This window comes from Paenibacillus mellifer, from assembly GCF_023195895.1.
Taxonomy (GTDB): Bacteria; Bacillota; Bacilli; order Paenibacillales; family Paenibacillaceae; genus Fontibacillus; species Fontibacillus mellifer.
Window position 1 is genome coordinate 17,920 of record NZ_JALPRK010000009.1, and the last position, 16,123, is coordinate 34,042.

Genomic DNA, 16,123 nt, shown 5'->3' on the forward strand with positions numbered 1-16,123 from the left:
TTAGCGCTCCTCTCCCATTTTTACCGCCTGATGCACGCGCAGGCGCCGGATTTGCCAGAAGAGCAGGCCGGCTCCCATCAACAGCATCACGAACACGACGACGTACAACTGCAAGGTGTCTTGGGAATCAAACACGATTCGGAACGGCGGCACTTGCGTGGTCACGTTGTCCGCCGTTTGCAGGAAAGGCAAGTACAGCTTGCCGGCGATCTTCCCGATGACAATCCCAAGCACGATCGACAGGCCTGCGGTTAAGATTTGTTCAGCTAACAGCATAAACGTCAACTGCTTACGGGATAAGCCCATCGCCCGCAAGATCCCGAACTGGACGACGCGACCCGACAAATTGAAGAACCAATAAAGCACGTACCCAATTAACGATACGATTACCGAGACCAGGAAGCCGAGGCTTAAAATCCCGAATACGCCGCCCCGAGTCGGGTGCTTGCTCTGCGCGGCTAGTTCGCTGCGCACATCATCGACCGAATAAAGTTCGATCCCTTCGTTCGCCAGCTTGGTAATCAGCGGCGCAACCTTGGCGCCCGGCTTCATTTTCAGCCATACCTCATAAGGAATAAGGGGAACCTGGTCGTAGATATAATCCAAATTCGCGATAATAAACGGCGTTTGATCCGGGTATTGGCTAGGCCAATAAGGCAAAATCCCGTAAACGGCAAATTCCACCGTTTGCTCGCCCAAGGCCACCGTAAACACGTCGCCCGGCTTCAACTTGTATTTCTCCGCCATGGTAGACGGTACCAAAGCCGCGCTTTCGTTCATGCCGAGAAAATTCAAATAATTAAATGGATGCGTTGGAAACAGATCATTCCGGAACCACGCCACCTGGGCAAAATCAACATTGTCGATCCCCATCACGTTGCCTTGGCCCGCCGAACGGCCGGAGACGATGATATTGCCTTTCGTCTGTAACACGCGCGCCGCATGCTCGACCCCGTCAAGCTTCCGGAAGATCTCGAACGGAGGTTCGGAATATATCACCTTAGACGGGGTTGGATTCTGCCCACCGCCGCCTGATCCGCCGCCCGGTCTCCCACCTGGGTTCCCGCCGCCGCCCGATCCTCCCGAACCGCCGCCTTGACCTTGACCGGAGCCTCCCTGCGAAGGGCGAGTAATCTCCGGTGTGCCTTCCCATACTGTCCGCATAATGACGTCCGCTCCGTATTTGTACAATGTCCGCTCCGTCGAATTCAGGTCGATCGTTCGGGCTGCGGATGCGTTATATACACCGAGCCCTAATGTTAGAACAAGCAAGATCATCAACGGATAATAGGAAGAAGACGACCTGGACAATTGAGTCAAGCTTAGGTAATACGGAACCGGCAACCACTTCTTGCCGATCCAGCCGATCAGCTTCAACAACCACGGGAACACCCGCAGGAAGAAGAGTCCGATCGAGAATATCGCCAGCGCCGGAACGAAGAACAGAAACGGCTGAACTTGCAGCTCATCCGTAGTCATCCCGGTCTGGAACGTCAGCATCTGCCGCTGATTAAACATGTAGTAGCCGTAACCCGATATCCCCATCAATACGATATCCAGGAACCAGCGCTGCCAGAACGGCGCCCGATCGGAGCGGGCTTGCTTCTGCTTGGTCTTGACGATCGAAGAACGGGCAAACGAGACCGCCGGCAGCAAAGTTGCCAAGATCGCGATAATGACCGCCGCCGCCCCCAACGCCAGAGCATCGAAGTTGAAACCGACCGGAATGGACTTCCGATTCACGAAGGTCAAGAAGCCATCCGCCGATCCGATGCTCTTCGACATAAACCAACCAAGCAAAGGGCCCGCAATCAACGCAATTGCGCCAAGAATCAAACTTTCAAATAAATAAATTAAGATAATCTGCTTCGTGGATGCCCCGCGGCTTCGAAGCACCGCGATATCACTCTGCTGCTTGTCGAGCGCTTGGCGGGCGTTCATAACGATATAATAAAACACCATGGCGATCATCGGCGCCGCCAGCGTAAACAGCAGGGTTTGCATCTGTAAGCTTTGCTTGCGGAAATCATTTAATAGACTGCCAAAAGAAACGTCGACCTTCGTGTCTTTCAGCTTCTGGTACAACTCCACATTCAGCCGGTCCAGCGTATCCGACAGCGGAGAGAGCTGACTCGTTTTGATCTCACCGAGATTGAAGGCGTAATACCAGCTGGAATTATGCAACGGAATCGATAAACGATTCAGCAGGTTTTCATTAAATACTTGATCCGGGACGTAGAGGTTATTCATCATCCCTTCAAAACCTTGATACCAATATGGATCATTTTCATTAGCCAGCTGGAAGGTGCCGACGATCTTCACTTTCAGTGTCACGTCCACACCGCTGTACACAGGATACTCCATCACGTCGCCAACGTGCAGGTCCTGGCGGTACATCGCCTCCTCCAGCATCAGAGCTTCAAGTGTGTCGCCGTCGGCTTGATCTGAGTACAGTTGGCCGCCGGATATGGATATATGATCCTGCAATCCGCTCATGGACACAATCGACATCGTCCGGGTACGGCTCGCATCCACTTTGGTTGGATCCTCCGGAAATACCTCCGTGCTTCGAATCGACCGCGTATTAACATAGGCGTCGTGAGGGAAGCCGATTTCCTTCGGCACCTCGTCGACGATATATTGATTGACGGCCGTTAAAGCTGCGGGATCCGTCTTGGTGCCGCCCGACGCCTGATAACTCATGATCAACGAACCCGCGGGAAGCCCTTCGCTTTCGGCTTTCAGCGTGGTCGCGACCACCCTTTTTAGCGACCCGTCGGAATACATCGGTATGCTGACCGTAAACGAGACGGCGACGATCAGGCCCAGTAAAGTACTTAACGTCAGCCATTTCGTGTTCCACATTTTGCGGAACAGTAAGCGTAATAAAGGTACTCCCATTAACGACCCACTACTTTCTGTCCCGGCGTGAGTCCTTTAACGATTTCTACGTCGGTCGAGGTTTGCATGCCTACCTCGACATCGGCTTCGCGTTTCGTGCCGTCCTCCTCTACTACCTGGACGTAAGTGCGCGAACCGATGGTCCGCAGCGCGGAGATCGGAATCAATACGGCGTTTTCCTTGCGTTCAGTCACGATGGATACGCTAAGCGGACGGCCGCGTTCAATGCCCTCTGGCCATTTATCGAGTTGAACGATCAGATACTTATCGATCGTATCTTTCTCGGGAGGGGTGCCTCCGCCTCCTCCGTTACCGTTTCCGTTATCGGATGAACCGGTATCGACAGGCATTACCTTCACTTTACCTTCAAACACGCCGGCCGCGTTAATGTCCACCTTAGCCTTCATCCCTACGGCAACCTTCGCCAAATCTTCCTTGGCAAACTGAGCCGCGACGACCAGCGAAGATGTATCGGACAACACCGCTACCGTATCGTAAGCTTTGATCGCCGCCCCTTTTTGAGCGGAGACGGAGACAACCGTACCGGAGAACGGCGCCCGCAAGGTTCCGTCGGCAATCGTTTTCTCCAAATCCTCCAACGCTTGGCGCTGTTCCTCAAAGACGATAGAAGCCTCTTCGAATTCGATCGGGTCCTTCTCATCCTTGGTACGAAGCAGTTCCTTCATGGAGATTTCCTGCTTGCGGAACTCCAGCTTCTTCTTACGCAAGTCCTTCTGCAAGTCTTCTACGTCCAGCTGAATAAGAGCATCGCCCTGCTTGACCTTGTCTCCCGCCTTGACCATCACTTCCTTAACGTGGAGATTATCCTCTGTAAAAAACAAAGGCTCTTCCCGCTGGCTCATGATTTTGCCGACCGCGCTGACATTGAGCTCAATCGTCTCCGTCCGCACCTCATACTCCGGCTTCTTCGAGATCGTCGGCGGCGTGATAACCGGTAGGTCCTCCTCCGCCTCTTCGTTCGGCAGCAAGGCGCAGCCCGTGGATGCCACCAGAGTCAAGCTGATGGACAAGATTCCCAACGTTCGAAATAGCCCTGATTTCCCCCTTTTACCCGATAAATTTGCCATCCACCATTTCGTAAACATGGTCCGCTACCTCCAGGATTGTAGGATCGTGTGTGGTCATACAGATTGTCACGCGTTCGGTCTGTATGATGTTCTTGAATACTGCCATGACTTGTGCTCCCATTTGCGAATCGAGATTGGCCGTCGGCTCATCCGCCAGCAACAGCTTCGGACGGTGGGCGATTGCTTTGGCGATCGCCACACGTTGCTGTTCCCCCCCAGACAGCTCGAACGGGCGATGGAACATCCGTTTCCCCAGACCAACGAGCTCCAAGCAGTGGGTCACGCGCCGCTTCCATTCCTGGGGCGGTACCCCTGCCATGCGCAGCGACAGCTCGACATTCTCCCAGGCTGACAGCAACGGAAGCAAGGCGTACGCCTGGAAAATAAAGCCGATCTGATCCCTGCGCAGCAGCGTGTGCTTATCGTCGTTCAGCTCATGCAGCGGTTGGCCGCGGAACCAAATTTCACCCGACGTCGGCTGGTCCAATCCGCCGAGCATATTGAGCAACGTTGTTTTGCCCGAACCGGAACGGCCCTTCAGCATCACAAGTTGACCGGAAAGCACCTCCATGTTGATCCCTTTTAATACCTGGATTTCTCCTCCGCCTACCGGAAAAGAACGACGAACCTCTTTGACCGACAAGATCGGTCCGGTCTCCTTCTCCGGTTCTTCTTCTTGCGCACGGGCTGCAATGACCTCAGCGGCGGCTGTATCCTCTATCACCGTCTCCTCCGAGGCGCTAGCGACTTCCACTTCCGCCTCCGGGACCGGAGAGTCCGCTCCGGACTGAACTTCGACTTTTTCTGTTTTACGAAGCCATCGCATCATCGTGTATCGTTCTCCCATTTCCCTAATTTGTGATTCTGCCTCTTCTTGATCTTCTTGGCCTTGTCTAGCAATTCATTTACGTCTTGCATTATAAACGAAATACTATGGCAAAAAGTTACAACGAAATGAACGAACGGGAACTTTTTTCTTCCAGATTTTAAGCGCTGATGCTAGGTTACAATCCTGTTAAAATTAAGGAGAATTCTACTAGAATCGGCAAGGAGAACTATCTAATGAAAAAATTGATTCCCCCTTTGCTTGCAGTGACGTTATTAATTACCGCCGCCGTTTTCCGTCTGGAACCAGCTGCTGCCGACAAACTCCCGTATACCGATATATCGGCTAGCTATGCGAAAGATGCGATTATTCGATTACATGACGATAACGTCATGAAAGGGACGTCTGCGTCGATGTTTTCTCCCACCCGCTCGATTACTCGGGCAGAGTTCATGACGACGTTGACACGAATCTTTCAGGTGAATCCGGCGGAATCCGCCATTCCGGCTTATCGCGACGTGCCGAAGAGTGCCTGGTATTATGGCACGATCCAGGCGGCGACCGAGCTAGGTCTGACCGAGGGTCTGGGCAACGGCATTTTCCAGCCCGATCAACCGCTGACCCGTCAGGAAGCCGCCGCTTGGCTAGTCCGGGCGCTAAAGCAAACCGCTTCATCGACGAACGTACAAGCCGGTTACAAAGACGAGGCGGCGATCGCCGTCTGGGCCAAGCCGTATATCGGCTCGATTTCGCAGCTGGGGTTGATGCAGGGCAATGGGGGAATGTTCTTCCCGGCGCAGGCGATCACCCGTCAGGAGACCGCCGTTCTCCTGGACCGGCTGCTGCAGGACAAACGTTGGACCAATGCGATTACAGCCAGCGGCCATTCGGAGGTCCGTATCGGCTGGCAATATGGCCAATCCACCGAGGCTTATAAGAAGTCCGTTCTTCAATCGAACGTAAATGTGCTTGCGCCTAGGTGGTATTTTCTCGAAAGTACCGGAAAGATTTCTGATTCAAGCGTTCCTACCTTAGTGACCTGGGCCAAAAATAACGGTAAACAGGTATGGGCCATGGTTGGCAACCGATTTGATCAAGAAACGACGCACAAGCTGCTGGCTTCCAGCTCATTGTCCTCGGACGCAATTCAGAGTTTGAAGTCCTATGTACAAAAATATGGGCTGAACGGCATCAACGTGGATTTCGAAAATGTTGCGGCCGCTGACCGGAATTTGTTTACGTCCTTTATCGGTAAACTGGCCCAGGAGCTTCACTCCGTTTCCGCCGTATTGTCCGTCGATCTTCCTCCCGATCTTGGCACCGACTGGTCCGATGCGTACAATTACGCCGAGTTGGCCAAGAGCGCCGATTATCTGGTCATCATGGCCTATGACGAGCACTGGAGCGGAGCTTCGGCCGGTTCGGTCGCTTCGCTGGGCTGGGTGCAAAAACATTTCGACAAACTGCTCGCCAAAGTACCCGCCGACCGGCTTGTCCTCGGGATGCCGCTGTACACGCGGGATTGGAGCCTCAGCGGCAGCGGAGGCACGTTGTCTTCGGAAGACATTTCCCTCTCGGAACAAAATAACCGCGTAAGCCAATATGGCGTGAGGCCGAATTGGAACGCGGCAGCAGGGCAGTATACCGTGGAATATCGCAGGAACGGCACGCTTCACAAAATATGGCTGGAGGACGCCCGATCCCTTTCTGAGAAATATCGCTTAGGAGCGAAATACGGCGTCGCGGGGTATGCCTACTGGCATATCGGCGGAGACTCACCGGACGTATGGACCAGCCTGAAGAATGCGGAGAAATACGAGGGATTTTCATTTAAGTAAAAATAGAACCACCCCTGAGAGTAGCGAATGCGCTTCTTCTCATGGGTGGTTCTTTATTAACAAAACAGCAGCCTAATTCTCACGTCTATTCCGCGTTGCCAAACGATGCCGGATCCTTCCGCCAAGACTGAAGGAGTTCCAGGTCTTCCGGCTGAATGTCGCCGCGCTTCACGGCTACGTCGATCAGCGCCGAATAATTGGACAAGGTTTGCAGCGGGATACCGGCATCGGCAAACCCCTGCACGGCTTTGTCCAACTGATAGCTGAAGATCGCCAGTACAGCCAACGGCTCCGCTCCAGCTTCGCGTACAGCTTGTGCCGCCTTGATCGAGCTGCCGCCGGTGGAGATCAAATCCTCGATGACGACAACCTTCTGCCCTGGCTTAATCAAACCTTCGATTTGATTCTCTTTCCCGTGTCCTTTGGCCTTGTCGCGAATGTAGGCCATCGGCAGGCCCAGCTTCTGCGAGGCGAAGGCCGCGTGCGGGATGCCGGCCGTCGCCGTTCCGGCGATCACGTCGGCTTCCGGGTACGTTTCGCGAATCATGGCCGCAAACGATTCGGCGATCAAATCGCGAATTTCGGGATACGACATCGTGAGCCGGTTATCGCAATAAATCGGCGATTTGATGCCCGAGGTCCAGGTGAAAGGCTGATGCGGACGGAGCGCCACCGCTCCGATGTCCAGCAAACTGCCGGCGATTTGCGCTTCTACCGATTGAGTGTTTGTCATGACAACATCATCTCCTTAATGATCGATTCCGCCGCTTCGCGCGGATTGGGGGCAGCGATGATCGGCCGGCCAACAACGATATAATCCGTCCCTTGGGCCATCGCCTCGCCTGGAGTTAAAGTTCGCGACTGATCGCCCTGCGGACTGTTCGCCGGACGAATGCCCGGCGTCACCGTCAGGAAGGCTTGTCCGCATTGTGCTTTGATCGCTGGAACCTCGAGCGGAGAAGCCACAACGCCGTCCAGACCCGCTTGACGAGTCAGTTCTGCGTAATGCACGACAGCCTCTTCCACTTCGCCAGGGATGCCGATCTCCTCGTTCATCACTCGCCGGCTCGTGCTCGTCAGCTGCGTGACCGCGATGATCTTCGGCATCGTTAGCGAACGGTCGCTCTCCAGCGCTGCCAGCGCACCCTCGCGGGCCGCCTTCATCATATCTAACCCGCCTCCAGCATGCACGTTAAACAGATCCACGCCTAGCTTCGTGACGCTATTCGCTCCGCCCTTCACCGTGTTCGGGATATCATGCATCTTCACGTCTAGAAAAACGGAGTAGCCCCGCTGTTTCAATTCGCGGATCAAATCCGGACCGGCCGCATATAACAGCTGCAGCCCCACCTTCATGTAGCAAGGAATCCCCTCCAGCTCCTTCAGCAGCTTCCGCGCCTGATCCGCATCGGGGAAGTCCAGGCCGACAATCAGTTTCCCTGCGGCATCTTCAAACGAACGCAAATCCGCTCTCCTCCATTCATGCTTGCGGCTCCGAAGCATGATGCTTCCGAGCCGCCGCTTAATGTTTCGTTTACCCAGCTTCATGATCAAAGTCGATTTTTGAACTTCCTCTTTAAAGCGCCGGCATGGCTTGAGAGGAGAAGTTGATCGTCTCCAGCATCTCCAGCAGCGCGCGGACCGTATCCAGCGAAGTCATGCAGACAACGCCGTTCTCCACCGCTTCCCGGCGGATGCGGAAGCCGTCGCGTTCCGGCTCTTTGCCTTTAGTCAGCGTATTGATGACAAAGTGAGCCTCGCCGTTTCGGATCAGATCCAGAATGTTCGGCACCCCTTCCGACAGCTTGTAGACGGTCGTTACGTGGATGCCTGCCTCAATCAGCGCGGAAGCCGTACCGTCCGTAGCGATAATCTTGTAGCCTAGGCGGTAGAAGCCGCGCAGCAGGTCAACCGCTTCCTGCTTATCCTTATCGGCCACCGTTGCGATGATCGCGCCGGTCGCAGGGATCTTCATGCCCGCGCCGATCAAACCTTTATACAACGCTTTGGCATATTGCGGATCGCGGCCCATGACCTCGCCGGTCGATTTCATTTCCGGCCCAAGCGTTGGCTCAACACGGCGCAACTTGGCGAAGGAGAACACCGGAACCTTGACCGCAACCTGGTTGCTTTCCGGCCACAAGCCGTTTTGGTAGCCAAGATCGCTGAGCTTCGTACCAAGAATACACTGGGTGGCCACGTTCGCCATCGGGATGTTCGTCACTTTGCTCAGGAAAGGTACCGTTCGCGACGAGCGCGGGTTCACTTCGATGACGTACACTTCGTTTTTGTAGATGACGAACTGGATGTTGACCAAGCCAATCGTCTTCAGCTCACGGGCGATTTTCATCGTGATCTCGGCGATTTTCTCCTTCAATTCCTCGGATAAATGCTGCGGCGGATAAACCGCAATCGAGTCGCCCGAGTGTACCCCGGCGCGTTCGATATGTTCCATGATACCCGGGATGAGCACCGTCTCACCGTCGCAGATAGCATCAACTTCCACTTCCTTGCCCAGCATGTAGCGGTCGATCAGCACCGGATGCTGCGGGTTAATATTCACCGCTTCCTCCATGTAGCGGAGCAGCTCTTCGTCGGAGTAGACAATTTCCATCGCCCGGCCCCCAAGTACATAGGACGGTCTGACCAGCACTGGATAGCCGAGAGACTGAGCCGTGCCCACCGCTTCCTCCACCGAAGTGACCGTGCTGCCTTTCGGCTGTGCAATGTCGAGCTTCGATAAGAGAGCTTCGAACTTCTTCCGATCCTCGGCTTCGTCTATGCTCTCGAGGGAAGTACCGAGAATGCGCACGCCCGCCGCTTGCAACGGTGCCGCCAGATTGATCGCCGTTTGGCCGCCGAATTGCACGATGACGCCCATCGGCTTCTCCTCTTCGATTACGTTCATGACGTCTTCGAAGAATAACGGCTCGAAGTACAGGCGATCCGAGGTGTTAAAATCGGTGGATACCGTCTCCGGATTGTTGTTGATGATGACGGCTTCGTAACCAGCTTTTTGAATTGCCCAAACCGCATGTACTGTCGAGTAGTCAAATTCAATCCCTTGACCGATCCGGATCGGTCCGGAGCCAAGCACGACGATCTTCTCCTTGTCGGTTTGGAGGACTTCGTTTTCCGTTTCATAGGTCGAGTAGTAGTAAGGCGTAGAGGCCTCGAATTCTGCTGCACACGTGTCGACCATTTTGTAGACCGGCTTCAACCCGTGCTCTTTACGGAAGTTTCTCACTTCAGCTTCGGTCCGGTGCGTGCCTGATGGCTGTCCGGCAGCGCGCAGCTCGGCGATTGCCCGGTCGGTAAACCCTAAGCGCTTCGCTTCATACAGCGTCTCATAGGAAAAGAATTCTTCCCCCGCAATCTGCTTCTCGAATTCCACCAAGCGTTCGATTTTGTCGAGGAACCACCAGTCGATTCCGGTTAATTCCTGGATTTGCTGCAGCTTATAGCCCCGGCGGAATGCTTCAGCGATCAGGAACAGCCGCTCGTCGTCTGCCTTGATCAGACGGTTGTTTAACGTTTCCTCGTCGATTTTCTCCGCGCCTTTCAGGTACAGGCGATGCGTGCCGATCTCGAGCGACCGGACCGCTTTATGGATGGACTCCTCAAACGTCCGGCCGATAGCCATCACCTCGCCGGTCGCCTTCATCTGGGTACCTAACTTACGATTCGCGTGGATGAATTTATCGAACGGCCAGCGCGGGATTTTGCTGACGATGTAATCCAGCGTCGGCTCGAAGCAAGCGTAAGTCTGCCCGGTTACCGGGTTGACGATTTCGTCGAGGGTGTATCCCAACGCGATTTTGGCCGCCATTTTAGCGATCGGGTAGCCTGTTGCCTTTGACGCAAGCGCCGAAGAACGGCTAACCCTTGGATTTACTTCGATGACATAGTATTGGAAGCTCTGCGGATCCAGCGCAAACTGCACGTTGCAGCCGCCTTCGATGTTCAGCGCCCGGATGATCTTAAGCGAGGCCGAACGCAGCATCTGATATTCACGGTCGGAGAGCGTTTGACTCGGCGCGACAACGATGCTGTCTCCGGTATGTACCCCCACCGGATCGAAGTTTTCCATGTTGCAGACCACAATGCAGTTGTCATTAGCGTCGCGCATGACTTCGTATTCGACTTCCTTCATGCCGGCGATCGATTTCTCGATCAAGCATTGACCGATCGGGCTGTAGCGAATGCCTGAAGCCACCGTCTCGCGCAGTTCCTCTTCCGTGGCGCAGATCCCGCCGCCGGTACCTCCAAGCGTATACGCCGGACGGACAATGACCGGGTAGCCGATCTCATCGGCGAATTGCAGCGCTTCATCCACTGTGGTGATAATAGAGCTTTCCGGCACTGGTTGCTCCAGCTCGCGCATCAGCTCGCGGAACAGGTCGCGGTCCTCCGCTTTTTCGATGGAAGTTAGCTGCGTGCCGAGGAGCTTCACGTTTTCGCGTTCCAATACGCCCGCGCGAGCCAGCTCAACCGCCATGTTCAGGCCGGTTTGACCGCCGAGTGTCGGCAGCAAGCCGTCTGGCCGCTCCTGGCGGATGATTTGCGTCACAAATTCCAGGGTAATCGGTTCGATGTAAACCTTGTCGGCCATGTTGGTATCAGTCATGATCGTCGCCGGGTTGCTGTTGATCAGCACCACCTCAACGCCCTCTTCCTTCAGCGCTTGGCAGGCTTGTGTTCCAGCATAATCGAACTCGGCCGCCTGACCGATGACGATCGGCCCGGAGCCGATGACGAGAATTTTCTTAAGATCTTTGTTGATCGGCATAGGTTTACAGTTCTCCTTTCGCAGCGGCCATCAGTTTGGCTTGGCGAGGCTTTTGCGGGTTCTGCCGCTTATGTTCGCGGATCATCTCGATGAACCGATCGAACAAGTAGCTGTTGTCGTAAGGTCCCGGAGCCGCCTCTGGATGATATTGTACAGAAAAGGCTGGATATTTCTTGTGCTTAAGTCCTTCGATCGTTTTGTCATTATTGTTGATATGCGTCACTTCCAGATCCGTACCGGCGATGGACGCTTCGTTAACGGTATAACCGTGGTTTTGCGACGTAATGTAGCAGCGGCCAGATTCCAGCTCCTTGACGGGATGGTTACCTCCGCGATGGCCGAATTTCAGCTTCTCCGTATCAGCGCCGCAGGCCAAGGCGAACAGCTGGTGACCCAGGCAAATCCCAAAAATCGGATACTCACCCAGCAGCTCGGCGATCATTTCCGCGGCGTAAGGCACATCTTTCGGGTCCCCAGGTCCATTGGACAACTGGATGCCATCCGGGTGCAGACGACGGATTTCGTCCGCGGTCGTGTTATGCGGTACGATCACGACGTCGCAATCGCGCTTGTTCAGCTCGCGCAGAATCCCGCTCTTTGCGCCGAAATCCACCAGCACGATCCGTTCCTTGGATCCCGGACTGCTATATACATGATGCGTCGAGGTTTGAGCCACTTGATTACGCAACTCGGCGATGCTGGTGGCCAGCATCATTTCCTTTAATTCGTCAACCGATTTCGCCGAGGTGGTCAGAATCCCTCTCATGGTTCCCTGGTGACGGATAAGGCGCGTCAGCATGCGTGTATCGATGTCGGTGATACCGGGAATCCCGTATTCCTTGAGCAGATCGCCCAAATTGTATTGAGCACGCCAGTTGCTTGGGGTAGGTTCATAGCGGCGAACGACAAAGCCGTGGATCGATGGAGCAATGGATTCGAAGTCGTCGCGCGAAATACCGTAATTCCCGATCAGCGGATACGTCATCGTGACGATTTGCCCGCAGTAAGAAGGATCAGACAGTACCTCTTGGTACCCCGTAATTCCCGTATTAAAAACGACCTCGCCCGTCTTTTCCCCTTCCGCCCCAAATGAGGTTCCGGTAAACAGCGTGCCGTCTTCCAACAATAGTCTTGCCTGCATCCTGCAGCACTCCTTTATCCATAAACTGAAATACTATATTCTCATCCGCCCATTAATGGGCTAGTTCAATCGCATCATTCCAGATCAATTTACCTTTCACGATCGTAGCGACGGGCCAGCCCTTTAGCTTCCACCCGGTAAACGGAGTGTTGCGTCCTTTCGAGGCAAAGACGCACGGATCAACCGTTCGTTCCACGTTCAGATCCACGATCGTCAGATCGGCCGGAGTTCCCGGCTCCAATCGTCCTGCTTCTAAGCCGAACACACGGGCCGGACCCGCCGTCATCCGCTGCACCAGCATCGCGAGGCTCCAGCGACCTGTAGCCACGAATTTCGTGTACAGCAGCGGGAAGGCTGTCTCGAATCCCACGATACCAAACGGCGCTTGCTGCATGCCTTTCGCCTTCTCCTCTTCGCTATGCGGGGCATGATCGGTTACGACGATATCGAGTGTGCCGTCTTCCAGCGCAGCGATACATGCTTCGACATCCCGGCGGGATCGCAGTGGAGGATTCATCTTCCAGTTGGCATCGAGGCCCGGTATATCCTCCTCGGACAAGATCAGATGGTGAGGGCACACCTCCGCGGTGACGTTGATGCCGATTTGCTTCGCTTGGCGGATCAGCCGAATGGACTGCTCTGTACTTACGTGGCATACATGGTAGTGAACCCCCGTCGCTTCCGCCAGCAAAATATCCCTCCCGACGTGAATCGCCTCCGATTCATTCGGAATTCCCTTCAGACCATGCTTTCGGGCGAATATGCCTTCAGCCACCGGCGCTCCTTCCACAAGCGAGTTGTCCTCGCAGTGGGCGATCACCGGCATCCCAAGTGAAGCGGCCTGCCGCATCGCATCCTTCATCATCTGCGCGCTCTGCACGCCGACGCCGTCATCGGTGAAGCCGATGGCCCCGGCGTCTTTCAAGGCCGCGAAGTCGGTCAACTCTCGGCCAAGCTCGCTTTTGGTGATGGCCGCATAAGGCAGCACGTTTACCAGTCCGGCTTCTTCGGCCTTTTGCAACACGAACCTTACAGTGTCCGGGTTATCCGTGACCGGCCGGGTGTTCGGCATACAGGCGATTGTGGTAAATCCGCCTTGAGCGGCCGACCTTGATCCGGTTTCGATCGTCTCTTTATGCTCGAATCCTGGTTCACGCAAATGAACGTGCATATCGATAAATCCCGGAGTGACCAATCTGCCGCCGGCATCGATGACCTGAGTTCCGGCTTCTGCGTTTTCCTGCCCAAGTTGCCCCGCTTTCTCCACCTTGGCGATGACTCCGTCTTCGATCGTGATTTGAGATAACTCTTGCTCCCCTAGTTCGTTTAAGATGTTGGCATTAATGATGACAAGACGCATGCTTTAATCCCCCCGCTGATTTGAGTTCGTACCGAAAAACCACCGTCGCCGTTGCTTACAGCAAAGCGCGTTCCATGACCGCCATGCGGATCGGAACCCCGTTTTGCATTTGCTTAAAAATCCGGGATTGCGGATGTTCCACCACCGCATCGTCGATCTCCACGCCCCGGTTCACCGGAGCTGGGTGCATGATCAGCGCATGCGGCGCGAGGGCTGCGGCCCGTTCTTCCGTCAAGCCGTATTGCAAGCGGTATTCTTCGGCCGACTTGATCAGCCCGTCCGTGTGGCGTTCCAGCTGCACTCGCAGCATCATAACCACATCGGCGCATAGCGCTTCCTCCATCGGAATGTAAGGGCTGTACGTACTCAGTTCCGGAGCTCGCATATTCTCCGGTGCGCAGAGTTTCACATCAGCGCCGAATTTTTGCAGTGCCCACAGATTGGAGCGGGCGACCCGACTATGCTTGATATCTCCGATAATTGACACTTTAAGCCCACTGAGTTCACCAAAATGCTGTTTCATCGTATATAAATCCAGCAGCGCTTGCGTCGGATGTTCGTTGTTGCCGTCGCCGGCATTCACCAGCGGCACCGATACCCGCTTGGCTAGCTCTTCCAGCATACCGATGGGCTTCAGCCGGATCACGCCTGCGTCAATCCCCATGGATTCCAGCGTGCGGACGGTATCGTATATCGATTCACCCTTCTCCACGCTGGAAGCGGCTGCTGCGAAGTTCAGCACCTGGGCGCCCAGCCGCTTCTCCGCCATCTCGAAGGAGAAGCGAGTTCGCGTACTGTTCTCAAAAAACATATTCGCAACAAAGTGATCCTTCAGCACCGGGATCATCTTTTCTTCTTTCGCGTCCCAGTAGGACGCCCGGTCGAGAATCGCGGAAATTTCCGCTGCGCTTAAATCCTTCAGCCCGAGAAGACTGCGTTCCTTCACTGCGGTTGCGGTCAGCGCCATCTTAGTTCCCCTCCCGTGCTTGCAGGATGCGAACCAGATCGGTGCCGTCATGCTCCGTCAAGAGCACTTCAATTTCTTCCGCCCGCGAGGTCGGCACGTTCTTTCCAATGTAGTCGGCCCGGATCGGCAGCTCCCGGTGTCCCCGGTCGGCGAGCACCGCCAGCTGGATCGACTCCGGTCGACCGCAATCCATGATCGCGTCCATCGCCGCCCGAATGGTACGGCCCGTGTAAAGCACATCGTCGAACAGGATCACTTTCTTGCCTTGAATCGATACCGGGAAAGTCGCTTTGCCGGCCCCCTGGGCGGAATCCTCCTTATCGTCGCGGTAATTCGTGACATCCAGCTCCCCCCATGGAATGGAGGTTCCTTCAATGCTCTCCAGGCGTTCCGCCAACCGTTTCGCGAGGTAAACCCCTCTTGTTTTGATCCCGGCCAGCACACATCCTTCGATCCCTTTATTTCGTTCCAAAATTTCATGTGCAATTCTAGTTAGTGCCCTCCGAATCGCCGTTTCGTCCATTATGATATGACTTTCGTAGCTCACAGCCTGCGACCTCCTTAAGGGATAGGGTCACCTCGCTTCGGTCCGTGATGGGCGCATAAAAAAACTCCTTGCCGGAAATCCAGGCAAGGAGTCTTTAGTCACAGTTATACCATGACTGTCATGTAGGTTTCGGGTAAACAGGACCCTCGCAAAATATGCGAAGTCCGCCCAATTCCCCATTCACGTTACCTTGCCAGCCTCACGGGACTGAATTAAAGGTGCTTATGGTTTACATGAATTATGACAGAATGAGGTTAGCCTGTCAAGACACCCGGCCCAGTTCATACCTACTTGTTACTGAGGTTCATTCCATCTCCCGTGTGGAAGCCTGCTGTGTTGATGATTGTTTATAATTATACATAGTATGTTATATTTATTCAACCCTGAGTTTTGTCGGCTTATCCGCATTGAATAGCGATATTCCCCTCAGTATTAGCCTGATCACTTTGCATGTTTCTATCGCTAACTCGCATAATTATCCAATCACCCCCTTTTCCCAGCCTTTTTGATGATTATCCCGTTGGATCAGTTATCAGAAGAAGAGATTCGAATGGCGAGATAGCTCGGCCACTGAACAAAAGGGATAATCGTAAAAAGGAGGCAACAAGGACAACCAAGGCTGCGGAACAGACGTGTAAAAGAATAAAAAAAATAACCGCCCCTCGG

Annotated in this window: 11 protein-coding genes; 1 reads left to right on the forward strand and 10 read right to left on the reverse strand. The window is 54.5% G+C overall.

Annotated elements, in window-relative coordinates; genetic code table 11:
* The 3 genes from M0651_RS11495 to M0651_RS11505 are packed head-to-tail and all read right to left on the reverse strand — an operon-like array spanning position 1 to position 4,818.
* Positions 1-2,901 carry an ABC transporter permease gene (locus M0651_RS11495; RefSeq protein ID WP_248551890.1) on the reverse strand — a complete coding sequence of 967 codons (2,901 nt, stop codon included), beginning with the start codon at positions 2,899-2,901 and terminating at the stop codon, positions 1-3.
* The gene (locus M0651_RS11500; protein WP_248551891.1) at positions 2,901-4,007 is read right to left on the reverse strand and encodes an efflux RND transporter periplasmic adaptor subunit; all 1,107 of its coding nucleotides are present in this window, start codon (positions 4,005-4,007) and stop codon (positions 2,901-2,903) included. The genes M0651_RS11495 and M0651_RS11500 overlap by 1 nt, the downstream gene beginning before the upstream one ends.
* Positions 3,970-4,818, reverse strand: coding sequence for an ABC transporter ATP-binding protein (locus tag M0651_RS11505; protein ID WP_248551892.1), 849 nt, complete (start codon positions 4,816-4,818; stop codon positions 3,970-3,972). The genes M0651_RS11500 and M0651_RS11505 overlap by 38 nt, the downstream gene beginning before the upstream one ends.
* A 233-nt stretch (positions 4,819-5,051) precedes the next feature.
* On the opposite strand from M0651_RS11505, the gene M0651_RS11510 reads away from it, so the two are divergent.
* A complete protein-coding gene (locus M0651_RS11510; protein ID WP_248551893.1) occupies positions 5,052-6,653 on the forward strand; it encodes an S-layer homology domain-containing protein in 1,602 nt (533 codons plus the stop codon).
* An 85-nt stretch (positions 6,654-6,738) separates the two neighbouring features.
* Here the strand turns inward: M0651_RS11510 and pyrE are convergent, their stop codons facing one another.
* The 7 genes from pyrE to pyrR form a co-directional block, all read right to left on the reverse strand.
* Positions 6,739-7,386 (reverse strand): orotate phosphoribosyltransferase, encoded by a 648-nt coding sequence (gene pyrE / locus M0651_RS11515; RefSeq protein WP_248551894.1) that lies wholly within the window; start codon positions 7,384-7,386, stop codon positions 6,739-6,741.
* Positions 7,383-8,117, reverse strand: coding sequence for an orotidine-5'-phosphate decarboxylase (gene pyrF / locus M0651_RS11520; protein ID WP_248551895.1), 735 nt, complete (start codon positions 8,115-8,117; stop codon positions 7,383-7,385). The genes pyrE and pyrF overlap by 4 nt, the downstream gene beginning before the upstream one ends.
* Positions 8,118-8,229: 112 nt before the next feature.
* On the reverse strand, positions 8,230-11,442 hold the full coding sequence (carB, locus tag M0651_RS11525; RefSeq protein WP_248551896.1) for a carbamoyl-phosphate synthase large subunit: 3,213 nt from the start codon (positions 11,440-11,442) through the stop codon (positions 8,230-8,232).
* 4 nt (positions 11,443-11,446) lie between these two features.
* Positions 11,447-12,583, reverse strand: coding sequence for a glutamine-hydrolyzing carbamoyl-phosphate synthase small subunit (gene carA, locus M0651_RS11530; RefSeq protein ID WP_248551897.1), 1,137 nt, complete (start codon positions 12,581-12,583; stop codon positions 11,447-11,449).
* Between the two features lie 52 nt (positions 12,584-12,635).
* Positions 12,636-13,943, reverse strand: coding sequence for a dihydroorotase (gene pyrC / locus M0651_RS11535; RefSeq protein ID WP_248551898.1), 1,308 nt, complete (start codon positions 13,941-13,943; stop codon positions 12,636-12,638).
* A 55-nt stretch (positions 13,944-13,998) separates the two neighbouring features.
* Positions 13,999-14,910: an aspartate carbamoyltransferase catalytic subunit gene (locus M0651_RS11540; protein ID WP_248551899.1), complete on the reverse strand. Its 912-nt coding sequence runs from the start codon at positions 14,908-14,910 to the stop codon at positions 13,999-14,001.
* Between the two features lies 1 nt (position 14,911).
* Positions 14,912-15,457, reverse strand: coding sequence for a bifunctional pyr operon transcriptional regulator/uracil phosphoribosyltransferase PyrR (pyrR, locus tag M0651_RS11545; RefSeq protein ID WP_308195499.1), 546 nt, complete (start codon positions 15,455-15,457; stop codon positions 14,912-14,914).
* Positions 15,458-16,123 lie beyond the last annotated feature (666 nt).

Coding starts and splice junctions, on each gene's coding strand:
- M0651_RS11495 (WP_248551890.1), bottom strand. CDS start 2,901: ATGGGAGTACCTTTATTACGCTTACTGTTCCGCAAAATGTGGAACACG.
- M0651_RS11500 (WP_248551891.1), bottom strand. CDS start 4,007: ATGTTTACGAAATGGTGGATGGCAAATTTATCGGGTAAAAGGGGGAAA.
- M0651_RS11505 (WP_248551892.1), bottom strand. CDS start 4,818: ATGATGCGATGGCTTCGTAAAACAGAAAAAGTCGAAGTTCAGTCCGGA.
- M0651_RS11510 (WP_248551893.1), top strand. CDS start 5,052: ATGAAAAAATTGATTCCCCCTTTGCTTGCAGTGACGTTATTAATTACC.
- pyrE (WP_248551894.1), bottom strand. CDS start 7,386: ATGACAAACACTCAATCGGTAGAAGCGCAAATCGCCGGCAGTTTGCTG.
- carB (WP_248551896.1), bottom strand. CDS start 11,442: ATGCCGATCAACAAAGATCTTAAGAAAATTCTCGTCATCGGCTCCGGG.
- carA (WP_248551897.1), bottom strand. CDS start 12,583: ATGCAGGCAAGACTATTGTTGGAAGACGGCACGCTGTTTACCGGAACC.
- pyrC (WP_248551898.1), bottom strand. CDS start 13,943: ATGCGTCTTGTCATCATTAATGCCAACATCTTAAACGAACTAGGGGAG.
- M0651_RS11540 (WP_248551899.1), bottom strand. CDS start 14,910: ATGGCGCTGACCGCAACCGCAGTGAAGGAACGCAGTCTTCTCGGGCTG.